The sequence below is a fragment of the Mesorhizobium sp. M7A.F.Ca.US.011.01.1.1 genome (genome assembly GCF_003998295.1).
GTDB lineage: Bacteria > Pseudomonadota > Alphaproteobacteria > Rhizobiales > Rhizobiaceae > Mesorhizobium.
In genome coordinates this window covers 92,523-115,175 of record NZ_RZRT01000011.1, presented here as the reverse complement: position 1 = coordinate 115,175, position 22,653 = coordinate 92,523, and the positions used below count along the sequence as shown (strand labels likewise).

At 63.1% G+C, this 22,653-nt stretch carries 24 protein-coding genes; 12 read left to right on the top strand and 12 right to left on the bottom strand.

Features of this window, described 5'->3' with window-relative positions; all coding sequences use genetic code 11:
• Window positions 1-84 precede the first annotated feature (84 nt).
• Window positions 85-810 carry a DUF2259 domain-containing protein gene (locus tag EOA13_RS14360; protein WP_127293449.1) on the bottom strand — a complete coding sequence of 242 codons (726 nt, stop codon included), beginning with the start codon at window positions 808-810 and terminating at the stop codon, window positions 85-87.
• A gap of 128 nt (window positions 811-938) precedes the next feature.
• Here EOA13_RS14360 and EOA13_RS14355 point away from each other — a divergent pair, with 128 nt between their 5' ends.
• Complete coding sequence (locus tag EOA13_RS14355) at window positions 939-1,193, top strand: DUF2171 domain-containing protein (RefSeq protein ID WP_127269889.1); 255 nt, start codon at window positions 939-941, stop codon at window positions 1,191-1,193.
• 9 nt (window positions 1,194-1,202) lie between these two features.
• Here the strand turns inward: EOA13_RS14355 and EOA13_RS14350 are convergent, their stop codons facing one another.
• On the bottom strand, window positions 1,203-2,228 hold the full coding sequence (locus EOA13_RS14350; protein ID WP_127293447.1) for a P1 family peptidase: 1,026 nt from the start codon (window positions 2,226-2,228) through the stop codon (window positions 1,203-1,205).
• The gene (locus EOA13_RS14345; protein ID WP_127293445.1) at window positions 2,228-3,301 is read right to left on the bottom strand and encodes a branched-chain amino acid ABC transporter substrate-binding protein; all 1,074 of its coding nucleotides are present in this window, start codon (window positions 3,299-3,301) and stop codon (window positions 2,228-2,230) included. Before EOA13_RS14345 ends, EOA13_RS14350 begins: the two co-directional genes overlap by 1 nt.
• 190 nt (window positions 3,302-3,491) lie before the next feature.
• On the opposite strand from EOA13_RS14345, the gene EOA13_RS14340 reads away from it, so the two are divergent.
• The 7 genes from EOA13_RS14340 to EOA13_RS14305 all read left to right on the top strand — a co-directional run bounded on the left by EOA13_RS14340 (window position 3,492) and on the right by EOA13_RS14305 (window position 10,164).
• Window positions 3,492-4,019 carry a flavin reductase gene (locus tag EOA13_RS14340; RefSeq protein WP_127293443.1) on the top strand — a complete coding sequence of 176 codons (528 nt, stop codon included), beginning with the start codon at window positions 3,492-3,494 and terminating at the stop codon, window positions 4,017-4,019.
• Complete coding sequence (locus EOA13_RS14335; RefSeq protein ID WP_023810354.1) at window positions 4,016-4,945, top strand: MoxR family ATPase; 930 nt, start codon at window positions 4,016-4,018, stop codon at window positions 4,943-4,945. Before EOA13_RS14340 ends, EOA13_RS14335 begins: the two co-directional genes overlap by 4 nt.
• 3 nt (window positions 4,946-4,948) lie before the next feature.
• Complete coding sequence (locus tag EOA13_RS14330; protein WP_127293441.1) at window positions 4,949-6,193, top strand: VWA domain-containing protein; 1,245 nt, start codon at window positions 4,949-4,951, stop codon at window positions 6,191-6,193.
• Window positions 6,194-6,254: 61 nt separating this feature from the next.
• Window positions 6,255-6,593, top strand: a complete 339-nt coding sequence (locus EOA13_RS14325; protein WP_127293439.1) for an XdhC family protein — start codon at window positions 6,255-6,257, stop codon at window positions 6,591-6,593.
• Window positions 6,594-6,658: 65 nt separating this feature from the next.
• Window positions 6,659-7,396 carry an XdhC family protein gene (locus EOA13_RS14320; RefSeq protein ID WP_127293437.1) on the top strand — a complete coding sequence of 246 codons (738 nt, stop codon included), beginning with the start codon at window positions 6,659-6,661 and terminating at the stop codon, window positions 7,394-7,396.
• Between the two features lie 66 nt (window positions 7,397-7,462).
• Window positions 7,463-9,073 carry a molybdopterin-binding/glycosyltransferase family 2 protein gene (locus tag EOA13_RS14315; RefSeq protein WP_127293435.1) on the top strand — a complete coding sequence of 537 codons (1,611 nt, stop codon included), beginning with the start codon at window positions 7,463-7,465 and terminating at the stop codon, window positions 9,071-9,073.
• A gap of 239 nt (window positions 9,074-9,312) precedes the next feature.
• Complete coding sequence (locus EOA13_RS14305; RefSeq protein WP_127293433.1) at window positions 9,313-10,164, top strand: alpha/beta hydrolase; 852 nt, start codon at window positions 9,313-9,315, stop codon at window positions 10,162-10,164.
• A gap of 29 nt (window positions 10,165-10,193) precedes the next feature.
• On the opposite strand, the gene EOA13_RS14300 is transcribed toward EOA13_RS14305, so the two are convergent.
• Complete coding sequence (locus EOA13_RS14300) at window positions 10,194-11,246, bottom strand: DUF1176 domain-containing protein (protein ID WP_127293431.1); 1,053 nt, start codon at window positions 11,244-11,246, stop codon at window positions 10,194-10,196.
• A gap of 138 nt (window positions 11,247-11,384) precedes the next feature.
• On the opposite strand from EOA13_RS14300, the gene EOA13_RS14295 reads away from it, so the two are divergent.
• Window positions 11,385-11,891 carry a DUF1993 family protein gene (locus EOA13_RS14295; protein WP_127293429.1) on the top strand — a complete coding sequence of 169 codons (507 nt, stop codon included), beginning with the start codon at window positions 11,385-11,387 and terminating at the stop codon, window positions 11,889-11,891.
• Window positions 11,892-11,952: 61 nt separating this feature from the next.
• On the opposite strand, the gene EOA13_RS14290 is transcribed toward EOA13_RS14295, so the two are convergent.
• Entirely contained in the window at window positions 11,953-12,117 is a 165-nt protein-coding gene (locus EOA13_RS14290; RefSeq protein ID WP_023706483.1) for a hypothetical protein, read from the bottom strand.
• A gap of 398 nt (window positions 12,118-12,515) precedes the next feature.
• Between EOA13_RS14290 and EOA13_RS14285 the strand changes: the two genes are divergently transcribed.
• The 3 genes from EOA13_RS14285 to EOA13_RS14275 all read left to right on the top strand — a co-directional run bounded on the left by EOA13_RS14285 (window position 12,516) and on the right by EOA13_RS14275 (window position 15,473).
• Complete coding sequence (locus EOA13_RS14285; protein WP_127293427.1) at window positions 12,516-12,971, top strand: hypothetical protein; 456 nt, start codon at window positions 12,516-12,518, stop codon at window positions 12,969-12,971.
• Window positions 12,972-13,086: 115 nt separating this feature from the next.
• The gene (locus EOA13_RS14280; RefSeq protein WP_127293425.1) at window positions 13,087-14,154 is read left to right on the top strand and encodes an aldo/keto reductase; all 1,068 of its coding nucleotides are present in this window, start codon (window positions 13,087-13,089) and stop codon (window positions 14,152-14,154) included.
• Window positions 14,155-14,207: 53 nt separating this feature from the next.
• Entirely contained in the window at window positions 14,208-15,473 is a 1,266-nt protein-coding gene (locus EOA13_RS14275) for a cysteine desulfurase-like protein (RefSeq protein WP_127293423.1), read from the top strand.
• 15 nt (window positions 15,474-15,488) lie between these two features.
• On the opposite strand, the gene EOA13_RS14270 is transcribed toward EOA13_RS14275, so the two are convergent.
• The 7 genes from EOA13_RS14270 to EOA13_RS14235 form a co-directional block, all read right to left on the bottom strand.
• The gene (locus EOA13_RS14270) at window positions 15,489-16,517 is read right to left on the bottom strand and encodes a histone deacetylase family protein (protein WP_127293421.1); all 1,029 of its coding nucleotides are present in this window, start codon (window positions 16,515-16,517) and stop codon (window positions 15,489-15,491) included.
• A complete protein-coding gene (locus tag EOA13_RS14265) occupies window positions 16,514-17,026 on the bottom strand; it encodes a GNAT family N-acetyltransferase (protein ID WP_127293419.1) in 513 nt (170 codons plus the stop codon). The genes EOA13_RS14270 and EOA13_RS14265 overlap by 4 nt, the downstream gene beginning before the upstream one ends.
• Window positions 17,027-17,252: 226 nt before the next feature.
• On the bottom strand, window positions 17,253-18,182 hold the full coding sequence (locus tag EOA13_RS14255; protein WP_127293415.1) for a 3-keto-5-aminohexanoate cleavage protein: 930 nt from the start codon (window positions 18,180-18,182) through the stop codon (window positions 17,253-17,255).
• Window positions 18,183-18,192: 10 nt separating this feature from the next.
• Window positions 18,193-19,572, bottom strand: coding sequence for an aspartate aminotransferase family protein (locus EOA13_RS14250; protein ID WP_127293413.1), 1,380 nt, complete (start codon window positions 19,570-19,572; stop codon window positions 18,193-18,195).
• Window position 19,573: 1 nt separating this feature from the next.
• Window positions 19,574-21,217 carry a N,N-dimethylformamidase beta subunit family domain-containing protein gene (locus tag EOA13_RS14245; RefSeq protein ID WP_127293411.1) on the bottom strand — a complete coding sequence of 548 codons (1,644 nt, stop codon included), beginning with the start codon at window positions 21,215-21,217 and terminating at the stop codon, window positions 19,574-19,576.
• Between the two features lie 8 nt (window positions 21,218-21,225).
• Window positions 21,226-21,990 (bottom strand): amino acid ABC transporter ATP-binding protein, encoded by a 765-nt coding sequence (locus EOA13_RS14240; protein ID WP_127293409.1) that lies wholly within the window; start codon window positions 21,988-21,990, stop codon window positions 21,226-21,228.
• On the bottom strand, window positions 21,987-22,646 hold the full coding sequence (locus tag EOA13_RS14235; RefSeq protein WP_127293407.1) for an amino acid ABC transporter permease: 660 nt from the start codon (window positions 22,644-22,646) through the stop codon (window positions 21,987-21,989). The genes EOA13_RS14240 and EOA13_RS14235 overlap by 4 nt, the downstream gene beginning before the upstream one ends.
• Between the last annotated feature and the right edge of the window lie 7 nt (window positions 22,647-22,653).

The following is a 22,653-nucleotide window of genomic DNA, read 5'->3' as shown; positions in this document are numbered from 1 at the left end:
CGAAAAACGCAGTGCGCGGCGTCGGTATAGCGCGGCGAAGGCGGTTCAGCGAACGATCGCGCGGGGCGGGTGGGACAAGCGGTGTCACAGGCGGCCGGTCACCGCGATCCAGCGAAAGTCCGGGCCTTCAAAGCCGTATTGACGCACCGCGATCAGCACGGCATAGGCGCTGAGACTGTCCATCGAAAAGGTCTGGACAGCGCCGATGCGGTAGCCGTTCGGGCAACCCCGGCTTTTCGGTATCGCCTTATCCTCCTGTAGCAGCTTGGTGGTGCCGCCATCCTGCGCCTCGATGCGCAGCAGCCGGAAGCCGTTGATCTCGCCCTGGCTCTCGCAGCCCTCGGTGTTGTTCATGCCGATCTCGTCGAGCCGGAACTCGAGCGGTGGGTCGACCGGCGAAAAGATCGGGCGCGGATTGACCGCCATCCGGTGCGGATCGGCCGAAAGTTCGGTCACCGGGTTGAAACCGGCGGTGATGCCGCGATTGGCGTCCAACTCGGCCTGACTGACAATGGCTTCGCCTTTTTGCCGGGCCTGAAGGCGCGCCGCATCCAGTTTGGCATTCTCGTCCTCAAGCCGGACCCGGATCGGCGTGCCCTTGAGAAAGCTGTCGGTGCTGGTGTCGATGTAGTAGCGGTTGGCATAGGGAAAACCCGATCCATCCTGCACGCCATACTCCTCGAAGGCGAAGACACTGCCGTCCTTGGTGAAGCCGAGGATTTCGAGTTCGGCGACATCGCCAGCACGGGCAGCGATCGATGTCGCAAACTGTCCAAGCAGGCCAACGGCAAACAGAAAGAGCATTCGCATCGGTCTTCACCCCCGTGATCGTCTCAATCCCCTAGCACGCCGAAATCAAAACGTCGTGCGGTGCGAAAGCCGATGCATCCAATCGGCCCGTCATTTGTTATGGTCGGCAGTCCCAATGGAGAACCACCATGACCGACACCAGCAAAATTCGTGAGCATATGGAAGTCGTCGGCGCCGACGGCGTGCATGTCGGCACTGTCGACAAGGTCGATGGCCAGCGCATCAAGCTGACCAAGGCCGATAGCGGCGAGGGCGCTCACAAGGGCCATCATCACTACATTCCCCTGAGCCTGATTGCCGAAGTCGACGGGAAGAAGGTCTGGCTGTCGGCGAATTCCGATGTTGCGGTGACGTTCGAGGAAGAAAAGTCCGATCGGGTCTGATTGATCGCTTCACCTCAGGCGTGACGACCAGACCGGAAACAGATCGTTTTCGGCAGGCGTTGCCGCATAGACGCCGCGACTGATGGCGCGCGCCATGGTGGCGCCGGCGGCGGCGTAGAGATCGATTGCCGCATCGGCGGAGAGTTCGATACCGCTCGTGCCGGTCGCCAGCGCGAACACAAGATCGCCATCGGCCGGTGTGTGCGTCGGCCATATGGCGCGCACGAACCCGTCATGCGCCGATATCGCCAGGCGCTTGGCGGCAGCTTTTGTGAGCACCGCATCGGTGGCAATGACGGCGATGGTGGTGTTGCCGCCGGTCTCCATCTGCCTGCCAACATGCTTGTCGCGGTGTTTCAAAAGAATCCGTTTCGCATCGTCCGGCATCGGCGTGGGGTAACCAAGCCCGCCGAATTCGCCGCCGATTTCGAACGGTGCCGCCCAGAAATGGCGGGTTCGGCCTGTTGTCACCGATCCGGCCGGGTTGACGGCGGCCAGCGCACCGACGGTGACGCCGCTATCCAGCAGCGTCGAGGCGGAGCCGAGGCCGCCCTTTAGCCCCGAGGTCAGCGCACCGGTGCCGGCACCGATCGTGCCGAGTTGGAAATCGGCGGTGGCGGTTTGCGCGGCTTCATAGCCAAGCTCGCGATAGGGTGGATAACGGCCCCAATCCTTGTCGCCGCCATTGCGCAGGTCGAACAGGATCGCGGACGGCACGATCGGCACGCGAAAGCCACCGACCTCGAGGCCGATGCCGCGTTCGCGCAACGCCGCCTGCACGCCGGATGCCGCGTCGAGGCCGAAAGCCGAACCGCCTGAAAGCACGACGGCGTGCACCACATCGACCGAATTGTGCGGTTCGAGCAGGTCTGTCTCGCGCGTGCCCGGCGCGCCGCCCAGGATCTGAACGCCAGCCACTGTCGGCGTGTCGCAAAGCACGGTCGTGACGCCGGACTTCAGGCTGGCGTCGGACGCATTGCCGACGCGCAGGCCGGCAACGTCGGTGATCAGGTTGCGCGGGCCGGTGCGAAACATCAGTTGCTTTCCAAAGGTGCGAAACGCGTGCCGTCGAAACGGAAGACGCGGTAGGGGCTCTGGCTGAGGTCGCCTTTTGCATCAAAGCGGATCGGCCCGATCGCCGTGGTCAAATCCTGTCCGGTCAGGGCCTCCGTCAGCGGCTTGCCCGAGCTTTCGGACAAGCTTGATGCCGCCTTGGCGATTTCGACCGCCGCAAAGGCCGGCAGCGTATAACCGTCGGGCACGATCTTCTGCGTGGCGAAGGCCGCCAGCACTTTTGGATCGGCGACATCGGCCCATTCCGGCGGTGCGATCATCAGCGTGCCCAAGGCATAGGGCACGTCGCCCGGCGGTGTGCGGAGATTTTCGCCGCCGGCAAAGACGATGCCAGCCTGAAGCTGTGCGGCATCGCGGCCCATGATGGCGATGTCGTCGCCGTCGCCGCCAGCAAAGACATGCGTCGCGCCGGCCTTCTTCAGCCGGCCGATCATGCCGATCTGGTTGTCGAGCTGTGGCCGGAACGTGTCTGTGAATACCGGCTTCAGCGCCGCCTGCTCGGCCGCTGCCCGCAACGTCTCGGCGATCTCGCGGCCATAGATGGTGCCGTCGTCGATGATGGCGAACAGCTCGTTCTGCCATAAACGGGTGAGGGTGGAGGCGATGGCGTTGCGCTCATCGTCGCCGCGCGGCCCGAGACGATAGACAGGCCAGCCGGTCTTGGCGCGGCGGTCGGTCAGGCTTTCGGTCCGCACGCCAATGGTGATGACCGGAATGCCGGCGTCCTTCAGGATCGGCATCGCCGCCTCGATCGCCTCGGTGCAGAGAAAGCCGACCACGATATTGACCTTGGCAGCGGCGAATTCCCTGGCCGCGACAGCGCCACCATCGGCGGTGCAGGCGTCATCCACGGTCTTCAGTTCGATGCCGTTCGCTTCGGCCGCCAGGCCGGTCCCGGCCTCGATCTGCTTGCCGAGAATGGCAGATGGTCCAGACAGGGGCGCGGCGACGCCGACCAGCAGCGCCTGGGCGCTGGCGGCGCTGGCCATGAACAGCCAGACCAATGCGGCCGTTGTCGTTACCCTGGGTCGCATCCTGGTGAAGAATTCCTCCAAGCTGGCGACATCTTGCAGGCGCCAATTCCCGCCAAGACCTAAAGGCTGCCCGGCCTTGGTGCAACATGCGAATTCAAGGAGATGAGCCGAGGTCCAGCCGTCGGCTCGCTTGTGGCATGTCGTATGTCGCCATATATAGCGATAGGGTCACGACCATGGAAAATTGCCGGTGCTGAAGAAGAACGACATTGGGCCGCAGGCCTATCGCGACGCGATGAGCCACTTTGCCGGCCACGTCCATGTGGTCACCACCGACGGGCCGGCCGGCAAGCGTGGCACGACGGTGATCGCCGCCTGTTCGGTGTCGGACACGCCGCCCACCATCCTGGTCTGTCTCAACCGCGAAAATGCCAAGAATGAGCTGTTCGTGAAAAACGGCAGGTTTGCCCTGAACACGCTGGCCTCGCACCAGGAGCCGCTGTCGGTCGGCTTTTCCGGCATCACCGGCCTGCCGGTCGAGGAACGTTTCGCGCTTGGCGAATGGGATGTGATCTCCACAGGCGCGCCGACGCTGCAAGGCGCGCTCGCCGTGTTCGACTGCGAATTGATCGACACCAAGGACCTGGCCACCCATCGTGTGCTTTTTGGCAAGGTGACAGGACTGCGTATGGGCGATAATTTGCGGCCGCTGATCTATCACGCCCGCGGCTACCACGTTCTGGAAAGCGGAGCGGCGGCGTTCACGGAGAAAGAATGACCGAGCTGAAACCGCGCGCCGCGCCACGGACGATCGACGAGACGCTCGATCTCCTGACCGGTGCGGACTATGTGGCGGACCGGTCGCTGGCGACCGTGCTGTTCCTGTCGTTGCGCATGAAGCGGCCGCTGTTCCTCGAGGGCGAGGCCGGCGTCGGCAAGACCGAGATCGCCAAGGTGTTGGCACAGGCGCTCGGTCGCCGGCTGATCCGCCTGCAGTGCTATGAAGGCCTCGACGTTTCGTCCGCCGTCTATGAGTGGAACTACGCCGCGCAGATGATCGAGATCCGCATGGAGGAGGCGGCCGGCAAGGTCGAGCGCTCCGCCATGGAGCGCAACGTCTTCTCCGAAAAATACCTGATCCGCCGCCCGGTGCTCGATGCGCTGACCGGCAAGACGGGCGCTGCCCCGGTCTTCCTGATCGATGAGCTCGACCGCACCGACGAGGCCTTCGAGGCCTTCCTGCTCGAAATCCTGTCCGATTTTCAGGTGACGGTGCCCGAACTCGGCACCATCAAGGCGGAAGAACCACCGATCGTCATCATCACCACCAATCGCACCCGCGAAATCCACGATGCGCTGAAGCGGCGCTGCCTTTATCACTGGGTCGACTATCCCAATGCCGAGCGCGAGCTGGAGATCGTGCGCCGCAAGGTGCCGCAGGCCAACCAGCGCCTTTCGGCCGAAGTGGTCTCCTTCATCCAGAAGCTGCGCCAGATCGAGCTGTTCAAGGTGCCGGGCGTCGCCGAAACCATCGACTGGGCCGGCGCGCTGACCGAGCTCGACAAGGTGGCGCTCGATCCTGAAACCGTCTCCGACACGATCGGCGTGCTGTTGAAATACCAAGACGACATTGCCCGCATCGAACAGGGCGAAGGCCGGCGCATCCTCAACGAGGTGAAGGCCGAGCTTTCGGCGGCGGAGTAGGCGATGCTGCGCCCCGAGCCAAAAGAGGCCATGCCGCACGGGCGGATCGCCGACAACATCGTCTATTTTGCCCGCACCTTGCGCAAGGCGGGCATGCGGGTCGGGCCGGCCTCGGTCAAGGACGCCATCGAGGCGGTGCTCGCCGCGGGCATTGGTTCGCGCGACGACTTCTACTGGACGCTGCATGCCGTGCTGGTCTCGCGGCATGAGGACCATGCCATTTTCGACGAAGCCTTCCGGCTGTTCTGGAAGTCGCGCGAACTGATCGAAAAGATGCTGGCTATGTTTTCGCCGGTGGCACCCGACAACAGGGAAAAGCAGAAGCCACGCGCCGCTGAAAACCGGGTCAGCCAGGCGATGTTCGAGGGCCACCAGAAGAACCAGCCGCCACAGGAAATTCCCGAGATCGAGGTCGACGCCCGCTTCACCTTTTCCGGCAACGAGGTGCTGCGGGCCAAGGATTTTGCCCAGATGAACGCCGCCGAGATGGCCGACGCCAAGAAGGCGATCGCGCAGTTGCGGTTGCCTTTCGACATGGTGCGCACCCGGCGCTTCAAGGCCGATGCGCATGGCCGCCGCATCGATCCGCGCGCCATGATGCGTTCGGCTGCGCGCACCGGCGGCGAACTGATTCTGCCGAAGTTCCGTTCGCCGCGCGAGGTTCACCCGCCGCTGGTCGTGTTGGCCGACATTTCCGGCTCGATGAGCCAGTACACGCGCATCTTCCTGCATTTCCTGCATGCACTGACGGAAAAAAGGCGTCGCGTGCACACCTTCGTCTTCGGCACCCGGCTCACCAACCTGACCCGGCAGATGCGCCACCGCGACCCCGATGCAGCGCTTGCCGACTGTTCGGCGGCGGTCAAGGACTGGTCAGGCGGCACCCGCATCGGCGACACGCTGGCCGCGTTCAACCTGATTTGGTCGCGCCGCGTGCTGGGGCAGGGCGCGGTCGTGCTTTTGATCACCGACGGGTTGGAGCGCGATGATGTCGCCGGCCTGTCGGAAGAAATGGAGCGCCTGCACAAATCCTGCCGGCGGCTGATCTGGCTGAACCCGCTGCTGCGTTTCGACGGCTTCCAGGCGCGCGCCCGCGGCGTCAAGGCGATGCTGCCGCATGTCGACGAGTTCCGCTCGGTGCACAATCTCGATGCGCTCGCCGATCTCTGCGCGTCATTGGACAAGAAGTCGGCACAATCCGTCGATCCGCGCCGATGGCTGGAAGCTGGCGCGAGGCACGCCGCATAACCATATCTTTCCCATCCGGAAAAACAGATCCCGAGAAAAACAGACTTCTGGAGAAACGGTCATGGAAAACAGCATTTATCTGGATGAGGCCCGCGACCCGCTGATCATTGCGGAGGGCTGGATGAAGGACGGCAAGGACGTGGCCATAGCGACAGTGGTCGAGACCTGGGGATCGGCGCCCCGACCTGTAGGCAGCCATCTGGTCATCGACGCCGACGGCAATTTCCACGGCTCCGTCTCGGGCGGCTGCGTCGAAGGCGCTGTGGTCAGCGAGGCCATCGACGTCATTGACAGTGGCAGGGCCAGGATGCTGGAGTTCGGTGTTGCCGATGAAACCGCATGGCAGGTGGGCTTGTCCTGTGGCGGTCGCATCAAGGTGTACGTGGAAAGACTGGGCTAGAGCATGATCCCAAAAAGTGGGACCCGGTTTTTGGACAAGATCATGCTCGGACAAGAGATTTCCTGATGGATCCCTACGCCTTAAAAACTTTGAACGCCGAACGACGCGCTCGCCGTGCGGCGATTCTTGTCACCGATCTCGGTGACGGCCGCGACCGGATCGTGCGCGAGGGCGATCAGGTCGCCGGCGATCTTGGCGCCGCGATCGCCAGGGCGTTCCGCACAGGCAACTCCGGTTCGGTCGAAGCCGAGGGGCGGAATTTCTTTCTCAACGCGCATCTGCCGCAGCCGCGTCTGGTCGTGATTGGCGCTGTCCATATCAGCCAGGCGCTGGCGCCGATGGCCAGGATCGCCGGCTATCCCGTGGAGATCATCGACCCCCGCACCGCTTTCGCCACGCCGGACCGCTTTCCCGACGTGGCGCTTCATGCCGAATGGCCGGAGGATGTGCTGAAGCGCCAGCCGCTCGACAGCTACACCGCACTTGCCGCCGTCACCCATGATCCGAAGGTCGACGATTTCGCCCTGAAGGCCGCGCTCGACGCCAACTGTTTCTATGTCGGCGCGCTCGGCAGCAGGAAGACGCATGCCAAGCGTGTCGAACGCTTGCTGGCGCTGGGCGCGAGCGCCGACCAGATCGCTCGTATCCATGCACCGATCGGGCTCGATATCGGTGCTGCCAGCCCGGCCGAGATCGCCGTTGCGGTCCTTGCGCAAGCGATCCACACCTTCCGCTCGCGCGGTTTCGATGCCTCCGCATCGGCTCCAAAATCGAAATCGATTTTGGAAAAGCACGATGCGTAGATTCAAAGTAGTAGAGCGTCCTTTGCGCGTCCAAAAGGACGCGCAGCGCTCTACGGGCGCTGCGGCGTGAAATTCGGCCCGATCCCGATCGAGACCGCGGAAGGCGCGGTGCTGGCGCACTCCACCACCGCTGGTGAACGCCGCTTCCGCAAGGCGCACAGGCTCAGCGCCGAAGATGTGGCGCTGCTGCGGGCCGCCGGCGTTTCCGAGGTCGTTGCGGCTGTGCTGGCTGAGGACGACCTCGGCGAGGATGCGGCCGCGCAAACGATTGCCGAGAGCATGGCCTTTCGGGGCATCGAGGCCAGGCCTGCCGCGACCGGGCGGGTCAACCTCCATGCCAAGGTGCCGGGCATCTTCACGGTCGATGCCGCTGCCATCGACGCCATCAATGCCATCGATCCCGCCATCACCATCGCCACGCTGGCGCAGCATGCGCCGGTGGAGAAAGGCCAGATGGTCGCGACCGTGAAGATCATCCCCTTCGCGGTCAGTTCAGCGCTGGTCGGCGCCGCGACGAAAATCTGCGCCGGTGGTGAGATCTTTGCCGTCAATGCCTACCGGCCCGTGCGTGTCGGCGTCATCCAGACGGTTCTGCCGGGCATCAAGCCAAGTGTGCTCGACAAGACGCTGCGCGTCACCGAAGCGCGGCTGGCGCGCACGGGCGGCAGGCTGACTGCGGAGCGCCGCACGCCGCATAAGATCGCACCGGTGGCGGAGGCCGCGGTCTCCCTGGCGCGCGACAACGACATGGTGGTGATCTTCGGCGCTTCGGCGATGAGCGATTTTGCCGATGTCATTCCCGCGGCGATCGAGAGGGCGGGTGGTACAGTCATCCGCGCGGGCATGCCGGTCGATCCCGGCAATCTGCTGGTGCTCGGTATGCTCGGCGGCAAGCACGTCATCGGCGCGCCCGGCTGCGCCCGCAGCCCCAAGGAGAACGGTTTCGACTGGGTGCTGGACCGTTTGATCGCCGGTATCGACGTGACCGCCAGGGATATTGCCGGCATGGGGGTCGGCGGGCTGCTGATGGAAATCCCGACACGGCCGCAGCCGCGCGAACCGCTGCCGGCGAGAAGCCAGGTCAAGGTCGGCATCGTGCTGCTGGCGGCTGGCCGCTCAAGCCGCATGGGCGGGCCGAACAAGCTGCTGGCGCTGTTCGACGGCAAGCCGCTGGTGCGCCGCACCGCTGAGCGGGCGCTTGGCTCGAAGGCGTCCGGCACTGTCGTCGTCACCGGCCACCAGCGCGATCGGGTGCGCTCGGCACTGGCGGGCCTCGACGTGGCCTTCGCCGACAATCCCGATTTTACCGAGGGCCTGTCCACTTCGCTGAAGGCCGGCATTGCCTATCTGCCGGAAGACGCCGCCGGCGTGATGATCGTGCTCGGCGACATGCCTGATATCACGTCCGATGATTTCGACGGGTTGATCGATGCGTTCCGCAAGGCCGGCGGCAACGCGGTGGTCCGCGCTTCGCATGACGGCAAGCGCGGCAACCCGGTGCTTTTGCCGCGCTCGCTGTTTCCGGCGATTGCCCATCTCGAAGGCGACACCGGCGCGCGCCATCTGGTCGAGACCGAAGGGCTCGATGTCATCGATGTCGAGATCGGCGCGGCGGCGTCAGTCGATGTCGACACACGCGAGGCACTCGAAGGCGCCGGCGGCGTGCTGCAGGATTGACAAACCCAAGCCTAAAAACGCATGCCAGAGGGATGACTTCATCTTCCATGTTGGCGCTTTTACCCCCCTCTGGCCTGCCGGCCATCTCCCCCTCAAGGAGGGAGATTGGCAGCTTTGACGGCAGCTCACGTCCTGAAACCTTGGAGATTGGTGAAAGCAGAAGGCGCATCCAATCTCCCCCCTTGAGGGGGAGATGGCCGGCAGGCCAGAGGGGGGCGTGCCGCGCTTTCCTCACGGCAATGCTTTTCTTGTTTTCTTCAGCTGCCCACGCTGCCGCTCTCGAACTAAAACCCTTCAAGGACGATCTCTTCGCCTATCCGGCCACGCTGTCGTCCGACACCAACGGCGCCTACACCGTCATCGACTACCGCGAGATGCGCGATATCAACCAGCGTGACCAGGTGCCTGAGCGCCGGGTGAACGCCCAATACACCGACACCGGCGTCCGCAAGATGCAGCAGGATCTGTTGCTGAAAACCGATGCTGGCGATGTCAGGCATGTCGCCGTCGGCAAGACCGAGGGCGCCGGCATCATCGTGCTTTATCTGCACGGGCAGGGCGGCAGCCGCAAGCAGGGTGTCGACGACTTCACCTTCGGCGGCAATTTCAACCGGCTCAAGAACCTGATGGCCGGCAATGGCGGCCTCTACCTCAGCCCGGATTTTACCGATTTCGGCGACAAGGGAGCGGCGCAGGTGACGGCGCTGATCGGTCATTATGCCGAACGGTCGCCAAGCGCGAAGATCTTCGTCGCCTGCGGATCGATGGGCGGCGCGCTGTGCTGGAAGCTTGCCGCGCGCAAGGACATGGGCGGCCGCATCAGCGGCCTGCTGCTGCTCGGCTCGCTGTGGGATGAGAGCTTCTTCGCCAGCCCTGCTTTCAAGCGCCGTGTGCCGGTCTTTTTCGGCCAGGGCAGTCACGACGTGGTCTTCCCCGTGGCAAATCAGGAAGCATTCTTTCGCTCGATCCTGGCCAAATCGAAGACTTACCCGACCCATTTCGTTCGTTTCGAGACAGGCACCCATGGCACGCCGATTCGCATGACCGACTGGCGCGGCACGCTCAACTGGATGCTATCGAAGTCGCCCTGACAGGCGCTGCCTGCAAGCCCGTGTGACGCTCAAGGCGCAGTGTTGTAGTCGACGACAGTCTGGGGGTTCTGCTCGCCGTCATAGGACGCATCGATGTCGTACTGGACCAGCGAGAAATTGCCGTTGCGGAACAGATACGTCCCCGCGTCGGACGCGTCGCCGATGCCGCGCCACTTGTTGAACGTGGTGATCATCTGGGTGGCCTCGTCATAGTCGGAATTGACTGCCCAGCCCGACGTCTGGAAACCGACGATGGTCATGCCCAGCAAATTGCCGTTGCTGTCATTGTTCTCGTAGCGGATGTCCATCTTGGGTTCGGCGAATTGCAATTGCTGCACGCCCGATACCTCGTCGGTCATGTAGTAGATCGAGCTTTCATTGTAGGCGGCGGCCGAGCAGGAAAAATGGAACAGTCGCGTCTCCTTGTCGGGATCGCCGGGCTGCGCATCCTTGTCCTTGTATTTGATCGAAAAAACGGTCGGCTCATTGGCGAGGAACTGCTTGTCGCACTGGTCGCCATAGGTTGCCAGAAAGGCCTTCTTGGCCTGTTCCAGTGCGGTGTCTTTCTTTGGCGGTGGCGGGCCATCGCCGCAGCTTGGCGGCAGCGCCTTCTCGAAATCGGGAGTGGAGGGCTTCAGTGCCCCTTTCTCGATGTGGATCGGATCGAAGGGTGGCTCCGCCTGGATCTGGGCATTCACCTGGCGCAGCGTATAGCACCCGGCAAAGACCTTTTCGCCGCCAGCCTTGTCTGTCGCGCGGATGGCGACGGGGACGTTGTAGAATATGCTGCCGGCCGCGCCTTCGTCTGAGACAGCCCCGGTCTCGACCTCGACCTTGTCGGTGCCGTCATAGCCTTTGACGAAACTGTCGAAATCCTTTGCCGGCTTCGCATCGCCGAAGTAGCCCCAGGCGCGGGCGAATTCATGCCGGCTGATGGCGCTGTACAGCGAACGGACAACCGCATCGGCGCTCGACCGATCGTCGATATAGGGCGCTTCGGGGGCATCTTCGGCTGCCAATGTCGTTTGGCCGATCGGTGCAAGGGAGAGAAAGGCAGTCGCTGCGAAAAGGGCGCGTCTCATCGGGAACCTCCGCTCGATAAGAGGATTCTACGACGGCGATTGCGGCAACGTGGTGACGCAGCGTCGGCGGTCTTGAAAAATCCTGCGCGAAGGCGCTACGTCGCGTCCGCCGGCGTTCGGCCGGGCAGGAGATTTGACGTGACGATATCGATGTATGAGGCATCCGTGCCTGTGTTTTCAGCCAGGCTGAAAGCGCTTTCCAATGTGCTTGCAACCGCCGAACAGAATGCGCTGGACCGCAAGATAGACCCGCAGGTTTTTCTGACGGCGCGGCTGGCGCCAGACATGTTCGCCTTGACCAGGCAGGTGCAGATCGCCACCGATCATGCCAAGGGCGCGCCGTCACGGCTCGCCGGCCGCGAAGTGCCGAAATACGAAGATAATGAGGCGAGTTTTGCCGATATCCAGGCTCGCATCACGAAGACGCTCGACCTGCTCGCGACATTTTCGGCTGCCGAGTTCGACGGCTCCGACGACAAGATCATCGAATTGAAGCTCGGCGGGCGCGAAAGTTCTATGCCCGGTATGCAGTATCTGCTGCATGTGGCCATGCCCAACTTCTATTTCCATCTCACCACGGCTTACGACATCCTTCGCCACAACGGCGTGCCGTTGGGCAAGGCGACGTTCCTGGGATCGCGCTAAGGAATTGAGTCTTTTGGAGGTGTCCCGGATCGATCCGGGACATCCTGAACACCGGATGCAGCTAGCGAACGGACATTTCGCGGGCGATGCGAGGGAAGTCGGCCGGCTTGATCCCGATGTCGGCGCGGTCGGCGTTGCTCATCGAATGAAGCAGTGCGAGCGCCGAGCGGTATCTCAGATGCTCCTGCGGCCGCGGCCGGGCGAACATTTCAGTGAAGAAACCCATGATTCAAGCCCCTTGGTTGGTCCTCCACGGCCGCCAATATAGCTGAATCGTGACGATTGTGCAGTGCAGCATTTGCATGCCTGCCATGTCTTGTCGATTTTTTTCGCCATTTTCTGCAACGGGATGAAACTTTTGGCTGAGGCGCATCGTAGCCTCGAATGCTGGCTACATGGCCGGTTTTTCCTCGCCACTCCTGGCGAATTCCGGACTGCATGAAAATGCAGTCCGGCTTTTGTTTCTGGGATTGCGGTCAGTCAAGCGGTAGATGAGGCGACCGCTAAATTCGTTAAGATCGGTGCCATGCATTTTTAACGAGCCGGTTCTATGCTTCTATACCCGAATGGTCGGGCGAGGGGGAGGCTGACATCGCTACTGGCGCCAAGCGGGATTTCGCTTCGTTGCTCGACGACCTCTTTATCGCCCCCGACAAGAATGGCGAGGGCGAAGGGGCCGGCGCTCGTCCATCCATCCCGTTCGACTATCTCTCGGTGGCCGATGAACTCCATTCCGGCCGCATCAAGGTTTCCGCTGCCGAATATCGCGAGGCGGGCGCGGATCTGGCGACCGAATTCGCCGCCTTGCTCGATCATGCCAAGCTGGCTCTCGCCGGCGAAGAGCCGAAGCCCGAGGAGAAATTGCCGCCGATCGATCCCGAAGCCATCGCCGTGGAACTCGGCCTCAATCAGCCCAAGCAGGTCGCCGATTTCGGCCGCATGCGCCGCAGCTTTGCCTTTGCCAACCACCCCGACCGTGTCGCCCCGCATCTACGCCAGCGCGCCATGATCCGCATGCAAGTGGCCAACATGCTGATCGACGAGGCCAAGCGCCGTGCGCTGGCCGGTGCTCGCCGCTAACGTCACTGGTTCACGCAAAAGTCGATCTGCCGAGGCTTGGAGAGCGCCTCTGCTTTCCCTATAGATGCGGCTTCCTCCCGCGCAGTCGCGCCAGCCTTCTCCGGAGCCGAATTCCATGCACAAACGCCGTCTCGGTCGGACCGATCTTCTTGTTACCCAGATCTGCCTGGGCTCCATGACCTGGGGCCAGCAGAACACCGAGGCCGAAGGCCACGCCCAGATGGACCTGGCCTTTTCGCGCGGCGTCAATTTCATCGACACGGCTGAGCTCTACCCGATCCCGCCCAAGGCGGAGACGCAAGGGCGGACCGAAAAGATCATCGGCAGCTGGATGAAAGCCAAGGGCAACCGTGACAAGGTAATCTTGGCCTCGAAGGTCGTCGGCCGCACGGCCAACAGCTGGTTTCGCGGCGACAGGCCGTCGCAACTGGTGCGCGCCGATATCTTTGACGCCATCGACAAGTCGCTGGCCAAGCTCGGCACCGACTATATCGACCTCTATCAGATCCACTGGCCGGAGCGGGATATCCCCTGGGGCGCCAACCCGACGCGCGTCGGCGCCGTGTCGCCGCGCGCCGATTCCATCGGCGCACCGGCCGACGAAACGCCGGTCGCCGAGACGCTTGCCGTGTTCGACGAACTGGTGAAGGCAGGAAAGATCCGGCATTTCGGCCTGTCGAACGAGAGTTCCTGGGGCGTGATGCGGTTCCTTGCCGAAGCCGACAAGGACATCGGCCCGCGCGTCGCGTCGATCCAGAACGCCTACAATCTCGTCAACCGCACCTTCGAGGTGAACCTCGCCGAGGTCTGCGAGCGCGAGCAGGTGTCGTTGCTGCCCTATTCGCCGCTGGCGCAGGGATACCTGACTGGCAAATACGACCATGGCGCGCGGCCTCAGGGCTCGCGCTCGCAGTTGTTCAATCGCGGCCAGCGCTACGAGACGCCAGGTGCCGCCGAAGTACAACTTGAATACAACGAACTGGCGCGCTCCTTTGGCCTGGAGCCGGCACTGTTTGCCAATGCCTATGTCTCGAGCCGGCCGTTCGTAACCTCCAACATCGTCGGCGCAACGACGCTTTCGCAGCTCGACATGGCGCTGTCTTCCGTCGACGTCACCTGGACCGAAGAAATGCAGAAGGCGGTGGACGCTATCCACCAGCGGGTCGGTAATCCCTGTCCTTGAACGGGGATTGGCCGCTGGCCGAATCCAATGATTACAATGGGAGAAGGGCAACAATGAATTTTCCGATCGAGCTGGTCCGCGAAAGATTTCCCGCTCTCTCCCTGACCGACAAGGGCCGTCGCCGCATCTATCTCGACAATCCGGCCGGCACGCAGGTGCCGCAAGTCGTCGCAGACGCCGTGTCGCGCTGTCTTTTGACCACCAACGCCAACCTTGGCGGCTATTTCGAAACGACGATTGCCGCGCAGGCCGTCGTCGATGAGGCGCATCGGGCAATGGCCGATTTCCTTGGTGCGGCGAGCCCGGAAGAAATCATCATCGGCGCCAACATGACGACGCTGACCTATCACATGTCGCGCACGCTCGGCCGCACGATGAAGCCCGGCGACGAGATCATCCTCACCCGCATGGACCATGAGGGCAATGTGTCGCCCTGGCTGCAGCTGGCCGAGGATCTCGGCCTCGTCGTGCGCTGGCTGCCGTTCGACGAAAAGAGCTGGCAGGTCGAAGAGGCGACGCTCGCCGGGTTGCTATCCGACAGGACCCGGCTGGTCGCGTTGAACTATGCCAGCAACCTGACTGGTTCCATCAACCGGGTGAAGGCGCTGAGCGCCATCGCCAGGAACGCCGGCGCGCTTGTCTATGTCGATGCCGTGCAGTTCGCCCCGCACGGCCTGATCGACGTTCAGGAGCTTGGCTGCGATTTCCTGATCTGTTCGGCCTACAAATTCTTCGGCCCGCATATGGGCATTTTGTGGGGCCGGCATGATGTCATCGATGATCTGAAACCCTACAAGTGCCGCTGTTCATCCAACGGCCTGCCGGAGCGGTTCGAGCTGGGCACGCCGCAGATCGAACTGATGGCCGGCCTCACGGCCGCGGTCGATTACTTCGCCGACCTTGGCGCGGCAGCGGGCGAGGGTGGATCGCGAAGGCAGAAGATCGCCAAGGCGTTCGCGGTGTCGATCGCCTATGAAAACCCGCTGGCGCAACAGCTGATCGACGGTCTGTCCGATATCGAGGGTCTGACCATCCACGGCATCATCGATCCGAAGCGGCTTGGCGATCGCGTGCCGACGGTTTCCTTCACGGTCGACGGCATCGTGCCCGAAACCATCGTGCGGCAGATGAACGCCGAAAACATCTTCCTGTGGTCGGGGCACAACTATGCCTGGGAGATCGTCCATCAACTCGGCATCCCGGCCGAGTATGGCGTCGTGCGCATCGGCATCGCTCACTACAACACATCTGCCGAAATCGACGAGACGCTGGAGAGCGTGCACCGGGTCATCGCCATGCTCAGGCAGCAGCGCTCCTGACACTGGCTTGAGTACTCACCGCATCTTGCCGCCGAAGCCGGTGAGGAACGCGGTGAGATTGTCGCCGAGTTCGTCGCAGAGGTAGCCGCCCTCCTGGACGATGACCGTCGGCAGGTCGAGCTTTGCGATAGCCTCGCCGATGCGCGAGAAACCCGGCGTCGTCACCGAAAGTCCGCCGAACGGATCGCCCCCGAACGCGTCGAGCCCGAGCGCCACGACCAGCGCGTCGGGCGAAAAGACACGGATGCGCTGGAACGCTACCTCGAGCGCTTCCAGAAACGCCGAGTCGGCGGATTTGCGTGGCAGCGGCAGGTTGAAATTGTAGCCGAGGCCAGGCCCTTCGCCGCGCTCGTCGGCATGACCCCAGAAGAACGGATAGAAGCGCACGGGATCGGCATGCAGCGAGACGGTCAGCACATCCGGCCGTGCGTAGAAGATGCCTTGTGTGCCGTTGCCGTGATGCAGGTCGACATCGAGGATCGCCACCCGTGCGGCCTGTTTACGCAGAGCCTGTGCGGCGACGGCCGAATTGTTGATGAAACAGAAGCCGCCGGCGACATCGGCAAAGGCGTGGTGACCGGGCGGGCGGCACAGCGCGTAGGCGGCCGGTACGCCTGACATCACCGTCTCGGCCGCATCGACCGCGCTCCAGGCGCTCCACAGCGCGCTTTGCCAAGTCTCGCCCGAGATCGGGCAAGCAGTATCGGCCATGTGGTAGCCGGCCTGGCCGACTGCCGAGGCAGGGTAGGAGCCGTTGCGCGCGATCGGATGGACGTTGGGGATCACTTCGGCCGAAGCGCCCTCGATGCGCTGCCAGCGCGCGTAGATATGCTCGAGGAAATCCAGATATTCGGGCGTGTGCACCGCCGCGACCGGACCGAGCCCGTGATCCCGAGGTCGTTCGATAGTGCAACCCGCAGATAATGCACCGGCTAACAATCTTTCGACGCGCTCCGGCTTTTCCGGATTGGGCTGCGCCGCACCGCTTGACAGAAAGGCCTTGGGGTCGTGACGCTTCTGTTCCTCGGCATAGAAGGCTTTCATTCCGGGTCCTCGTTCTGCGGCGCATCGGCGAAGGCAAAGAACGCCTCGCCAATGATTTTCTGGGTCTGCTCATAGCTCGACCAGGCAATGCCCAGCCTTTCGTAGAAGGTCTTGGCGCCTTCATTGTCGGTGTCGACCGACAGTCGGAGATAGACGCCGCCTTCTTTCCGGCACTGCGCCGCAACATGCCGCAGCAGCCGCTCGCCGATCTTGCGGCCGCGAAAACGATCCTCGACATAGAGGTCCTGCACATAGACGCCAGGCCGCCCCATCCAGGTTGAAAAGATCGGAAAATGCAGGCAAAGCCCGGCAAATTCGCCGCCGACTTCGGCGATCAGGGTGGAGAAGGATGGCTTTTCACCAAAGCCGTAAGTTCTGAGATCGTCCGGCGTCGAGATGATCTCCTCCGGCGCGCCGATATGGGTGCCGAGTTTCAGGATCGCCGCGTGGATCGTTTCGACGTCGTCGATCCGGCCGGGGCGGAGGACAATTTCGGGCGGTTTGTTCACGGCAGGCAGGGCGCCCAGGCACCCCCCTCTGTCCTGCCGGACATTTCCCCCGCAAGGGGGGAGATTGGCAGTTTTGATATTGCCGCCCATCCTGCAACGTTGGAAGTTAGCGAAAGCCGAAATGACATCCGATCTCCCCCCTTGCGGGGGAGATGTCCGGCAGGACAGAGGGGGGTGCGAAGGAACGCAATCATTTCAGATTGTCTCCCTTTCAAACGCCAGCATCTCAAAACGCCACCCGGTCGCCGCCCTTGAGCGCCAGCATGTCGCGCGCTTCGGTGGGGGTTGCAACCTCCAGCGACAGCCCATCGAGAATGCTACGGATGCGGCGCACCTGATCGGCGTTGGATTTCGCCAGCTGGCGGCCGTCATAGAGACTGTCTTCCAGCCCGACACGGACATTGCCGCCCATTGCCGCGGCGATCGAAATCAGCGGCATCTGCTGGCGGCCGGCGGCCAGCACCGAGAACTGGTAGCTGTCGCCGAACAATTTGTCGGCGATCCGCTTCATGTGGACGAGATTGTCCGGGTCGGCGCCAATGCCGCCCAGAATGCCCAGCACGAACTGGATGAACAGCGGTCCCGACACCAGTCCCCGGTCGCGGAAATGCGCCAGCGAATAGAGATGGCCGACATCGTAGCATTCGAACTCGAAGCGCGTGCCGCAGCCCTTGCCCAGCCTCTCCAGCACGCCCTCCATGTCGGCGAAGGTGTTCTTGAAGATGGTGTCGCGGGTCGCTTCCAGCAGCTTAGGCTCCCACTCGTGCTGCCAATCCCTCGGCCTGTCGAGCATCGGGAACAGCGCGAAATTCATCGAACCCATGTTGAGCGAGCACATTTCGGGTTCGGCTCTGAGCGGTGCCGCCAGCCGCTGGTCCAGGGTCATCAGCGACGAGCCGCCGGTGGTGATGTTGATCACTGCATCGGTCGCCTGTTTGATGCGCGGCAGGAACTGCATGTAGACGTCCGGATCAGCGGTCGGGCGGCCGTCACTCGGATCGCGGGCGTGCAGATGCAGAATCGAGGCACCGGCTTCGGCCGCCGCGATCGCCTCCGCTGCGATCTGGTCCGGCGTCACCGGCAGATAGGGCGACATCGACGGCGTGTGCACCGAGCCGGTGACAGCGCAGGTGATGATGACTTTTCTAGGCGCCATCTTTGTCGCCTCAGCCTTCGACCGGTAGGTCGAGTTCGGAGGCCAGAACGTCCAGCGAGTCGCCGATGATGGAGACGATCTCGCCGACCTGCTCCCTGGTGACGATCATCGGCGGCGCGACCATGAAATTGTCGCCGTCGACGCCGCCCTTGACCCTGCGGCCATAGATGATCAGCCCGCGCTCATAGGCGAGGTCGAGCAGCCGTTGCGTGGCTTTCTTGGTCTGGTCGATCGGTCGGAGCGTCTCGGGATCGGCAACCATCTGGGCGCCGGTGAGCAGGCCCTTGCCACGCACGTCGGCGATGAACGGAAACCGCTTCGCCAGCCCCTTCAGCCCATCCATCAGCACGTCGCCCATGGCGGCCGCATTGGCGATCAGATCGAGCCGGTCCATCTCACCGAGCACGGCAAGCCCCGCGGCGCAGGCCAGCGGATTGCCGGCATAGGTGTGGCCGTGCTGGAAGCCGCCGGAGTCAAGCAGCGGCTGCACCAGCCGCATCGGGGCGGCGAGCGCGCCAAGCGGCGCATAGCCCGAACCCAGCCCCTTCGACAGCGCGACGATGTCGGGCTTGCAGTTCCAATGGTCGCCGCCGAGGAATTTGCCGGTGCGGCCGGCGCCGCTCATCACCTCGTCGTGGATGAGCAGGATGCCGTAGCGGTCGCAGATCTCGCGGATGCGCGGATAATAGCTGTCCGGCGCGACCAGTGCCGCGGTCGCCGCACCGCCGATCGGCTCCATGATGAAAGCGACCACGCTGTCTGGATCTTCCGCAAGAATCCTCTCCTCCAGCATGTCGGCATAGCGGATGCCGCGCTGTTCCATCGAAAGATTGTCGCGGTCGCGCCAGGCGTTCGGCGCCGGCACGGTCGGCATCACCCGCATCATCGGCTCGAAAGTTTCGGCCAGCGCATCGTCGCCGGTAATCGACAGCGAACCCAGCGTGCCGCCATGATAGGAGGGGAAGCGCGTGATCACCTTCCAGCGGCTGGCCTGGCCGGTGGCGACAGCCCATTGCCGCGCCAGCTTGATGCAGGATTCCGTCGCCTCCGAGCCGCCCGAGACGAAGAAGATACGGTCCATGCCTTCCGGCAGCTTGCCGGCGAGTTCCCGCGCCAGCTCCTCCGCCGGCTCGTTCTCGAAATGCAGCCGATAGGCGAAGGTGGCGCGGTCCATCTGCCGCTTCATGGCATCCAGCACATTGCGGTTGGAATGGCCGATATTGGCGACCATCGGCCCGCTCGAGCCGTCGATGAAGCGGCGACCATCCTGTGTCCACATGTAGATGCCTTCGGCGCGGTCGATCAGCGGCCGGCGCAGGCTGGACAGATAGAACAGATGCGATTGGCGCCGGGCGTCGGTGTCTTGCGTGGCGGTCTGGACTTTCGACATGTCAGGGCTTTCCGAGGTAACGATCGAGGACATTTTTTGTGACGCGTTCGACCATCGGGTCCTGTCTTAGCAGGCCTGCGACCCATTCGCAGCTTCCGGCGTGGAACACCTCGCCCTTGCCACGCGGGAAGTTGACGATCATGCCATTGCCGCGTTTGACCTTTTCCAGATTGGCGTCGCTCCTGTCGCCAAATAGCGTTTCTGCGGTGAAGCGGCCGTCCTCGTCGGTGAGGAACTGGTCCTCGATCGGGATGTCGGCGCTTTCCTCGACCTGGCTCGCCATGCCGACGGCGAGAACCTGCAAGCCGTCTGGTGCACCGCTGGTGGCGGTCGGGTAGGGCAGGCCGCCGCGTATCTCGAAGTCGAGCCCATCGACTTCATAGCCATAGACATGGCTGTCGGAGCCCAGCAGGTCACCATAATAGATGCCGGTGCCGGCAAAGGCCCAGTGCTCCGGCCGGTAGACCGGAAAGCCACGCACGCCGCGCGGCGCGCAACCGCCCCAACCGGTATAAACCCCGCGCGTGGCGTTGAGCCCGAAGGTCGCCGAACCCGGCCGGCCGATTTCCGGCGCTTCCCAGGAGTTGGTGGCGCGGGTGATGTCGCCGCCTGGGAGATAGGCGGGGTCTTCGGCACGCGCGCGATATTTGTAGCAGACCTGCCGGCGGGCCTCGTCTTCCAGCCGCGTCTGCCACATGAAATTGCCGGCAAAGCGCGCCGCATGACCGCCGCGCTCGACATAAGCGTCGACGGCATCGCGCATTTCCCAGGTCCAGTATTCATCATGGCCGACGAAGACGGCACAGTCGTAGCCGTCGAGAATTTCGGGCGAAAAATGCAGATCGTGCTGGCTGATGAGATCGACGCCATAGCCGGCCTGTTCGGCGAAGCGGAAGAAATGGCTGTCATAGCTGGCCCAGCCCGAAGAGGCGTATTTCTTCGAATGGCCTGTGGCGAGCGCCCATTCCATATGCGGATAGCGGGGGATCGTCTTGGGTGGCACGGCGACTTCCAGCGGCACGCGCGGCGCGTCTTTCGGCAGCACGACGAAGCCGCGGCACCAGGGGCGTTGCGTCGACACGATGGGCGAATACTGGTTGCGATCCGGCCCGGTGATGCCCTGGTAGTGGTTGGAGCCGCCCCAGGTGTTGTAGGCCAGCCATGTGCCTGTCGCAGCCACCTGCAGCACACGGCCGGGTTTACGGCCCGGCTGTGGGCTGACGATAAAAACATGGTGGCATTGGATCGGCTTGCCGTCGCGCCCGTCGGCGGTCAGCGTGACCCGATAGGCGCCGGACGGCCAGTCCGCCCCGACGCGAAATTCGAAGGATACGTCCCAGCCGCAGCCTTCAACCGAACACTGGTCAGGTGTGTCCTGCCGGCGTGCCGCGATGCCCGATTTTTCGAACGCTTTGGTCTCGCTGCCGCCATCCCGGGTGATTGTCATGCCGAAGTTCGGAGCTGTCGAACTGACATGCAACGCCACCGTTTCGCCGGCGCGATAGGAAAAGCGGTCGCTGTAGCACCAGATCTCGCCGCGCTCGCCGTCCATGCCAGGCCATTCATAATAATGGCCGCGCACCGCGTGCCGGCGCTGCTCCGGCGTCAGTCCGAAATCAGGGAATTCCGTGTTTGGTCTGGTCATGGTCATACTCAGGCGGAGAGGTATTTCTTGAGGAAGCTGCGCGTGCGTTCCTTCCGCGGCGCGCGGAACATGTCGCCCGGCGCGCCTTCCTCGACGATCACGCCGCCATCCATGAACAGCACCCTGTCGGCCACTTCGCCGGCAAAGCGCATCTCATGCGTTACGATGAGCATGGTCATGTGTTCGGCGGCAAGCTGTTTCATCACCGCGTTGACCTCATCGACCAGTTCCGGGTCGAGCGCCGAAGTTGCCTCGTCGAACAGCATCACCTTGGGCTGCATCGCCAGCGCACGGGCGATCGCCACACGCTGCTTCTGGCCGCCCGAAAGCCGCGAGGGATAGGCATCGATCTTGTCGGCAAGCCCGACCTTGGACAATAGGCTATGCGCAAGCGCATGCGCGTCGCTTTTGGTCATGCCTTTGAGAATGATCGGTCCCATGGAAATGTTCTCGATCACGGTCAGATGCGGGAACAGATTGAAGTGCTGAAACACCATGCCCATCTGCTGGCGCACCTTGTTGATGTGCCGCTCGAAAGCCTGGCCATGCAGGGGCTGGTTGACCTGCACACCGTCGAGCCAGACTTCGCCGCTGTTCAGGGATTCCAGATGGTTGATGGAGCGCAGCAGCGTGCTCTTGCCGGAGCCGCTCGGCCCGATGATCGCCACGATCTGCCCGCGGTCGACCGACAGGTCGATACCTCTCAGGACCTCGACCGCGCCAAACGATTTGCGCGCGCCGCGAACCTCGACCATTGGCCGCTGCGTGCTCATCGGGAAACCTCCACATGTCTTTCAAACCGACGCAAAGCCGCCTCGAGCACAAGGTTGAGAATATAGTAAAGCGCCGCTGCGATGATGTAGAACTCGAACGGGCGGAACGTTTCGCTGATCGCCAGTTGGGCCGAATGGACCAGCTCGGCGATGCCGATGACCGAGACGATTGAGGATTCCTTCAGCAACGCGATCAGATTGCCGCCGATCGGCGGCGCGGTGTTGCGGATGGCTTGCGGTATCACGACATGGCGCAGCGTCTGCCACTTGCCGAAGCCGATGCTGCGCGCACCCTCCGTCTGGCCGACATCGACGGCCACGATGCCGGCGCGGATGATGTCGGCATTGTAGACGGCAAAATGCAGGCCAAGCCCGACAATCCCGGCGGCCAGGGCAGGAATGTCGATGCCGATCTGCACCAGGCCAAAATAGATCAGGAACAGCTGCAGCAGCAGCGGCGTACCCATGAATACCCACATGAGCGCGCGCACGGGATAGGCGACGATCTTCGGAGCGTAGAGCACGATGACCGCGAACAGGATGCCGCCGATGAAGCTGAGCGCGCCCGCCGAAACGGTCAGCACTGCGGTCCACCAGGCGCCAATCAGCAGAAGATCCCAGTAGGGCGCGACGACGGTGAAATCCAAGCCTTGCATCGTGCTC

Coding starts and splice junctions, on each gene's coding strand:
- EOA13_RS14360 (WP_127293449.1), bottom strand. CDS start 810: ATGCGAATGCTCTTTCTGTTTGCCGTTGGCCTGCTTGGACAGTTTGCG.
- EOA13_RS14355 (WP_127269889.1), top strand. CDS start 939: ATGACCGACACCAGCAAAATTCGTGAGCATATGGAAGTCGTCGGCGCC.
- EOA13_RS14350 (WP_127293447.1), bottom strand. CDS start 2,228: ATGTTTCGCACCGGCCCGCGCAACCTGATCACCGACGTTGCCGGCCTG.
- EOA13_RS14345 (WP_127293445.1), bottom strand. CDS start 3,301: ATGCGACCCAGGGTAACGACAACGGCCGCATTGGTCTGGCTGTTCATG.
- EOA13_RS14335 (WP_023810354.1), top strand. CDS start 4,016: ATGACCGAGCTGAAACCGCGCGCCGCGCCACGGACGATCGACGAGACG.
- EOA13_RS14330 (WP_127293441.1), top strand. CDS start 4,949: ATGCTGCGCCCCGAGCCAAAAGAGGCCATGCCGCACGGGCGGATCGCC.
- EOA13_RS14325 (WP_127293439.1), top strand. CDS start 6,255: ATGGAAAACAGCATTTATCTGGATGAGGCCCGCGACCCGCTGATCATT.
- EOA13_RS14320 (WP_127293437.1), top strand. CDS start 6,659: ATGGATCCCTACGCCTTAAAAACTTTGAACGCCGAACGACGCGCTCGC.
- EOA13_RS14305 (WP_127293433.1), top strand. CDS start 9,313: ATGCTTTTCTTGTTTTCTTCAGCTGCCCACGCTGCCGCTCTCGAACTA.
- EOA13_RS14300 (WP_127293431.1), bottom strand. CDS start 11,246: ATGAGACGCGCCCTTTTCGCAGCGACTGCCTTTCTCTCCCTTGCACCG.
- EOA13_RS14290 (WP_023706483.1), bottom strand. CDS start 12,117: ATGGGTTTCTTCACTGAAATGTTCGCCCGGCCGCGGCCGCAGGAGCAT.
- EOA13_RS14280 (WP_127293425.1), top strand. CDS start 13,087: ATGCACAAACGCCGTCTCGGTCGGACCGATCTTCTTGTTACCCAGATC.
- EOA13_RS14275 (WP_127293423.1), top strand. CDS start 14,208: ATGAATTTTCCGATCGAGCTGGTCCGCGAAAGATTTCCCGCTCTCTCC.
- EOA13_RS14270 (WP_127293421.1), bottom strand. CDS start 16,517: ATGAAAGCCTTCTATGCCGAGGAACAGAAGCGTCACGACCCCAAGGCC.
- EOA13_RS14255 (WP_127293415.1), bottom strand. CDS start 18,182: ATGGCGCCTAGAAAAGTCATCATCACCTGCGCTGTCACCGGCTCGGTG.
- EOA13_RS14250 (WP_127293413.1), bottom strand. CDS start 19,572: ATGTCGAAAGTCCAGACCGCCACGCAAGACACCGACGCCCGGCGCCAA.
- EOA13_RS14245 (WP_127293411.1), bottom strand. CDS start 21,217: ATGACCAGACCAAACACGGAATTCCCTGATTTCGGACTGACGCCGGAG.
- EOA13_RS14240 (WP_127293409.1), bottom strand. CDS start 21,990: ATGAGCACGCAGCGGCCAATGGTCGAGGTTCGCGGCGCGCGCAAATCG.
- EOA13_RS14235 (WP_127293407.1), bottom strand. CDS start 22,646: ATGCAAGGCTTGGATTTCACCGTCGTCGCGCCCTACTGGGATCTTCTG.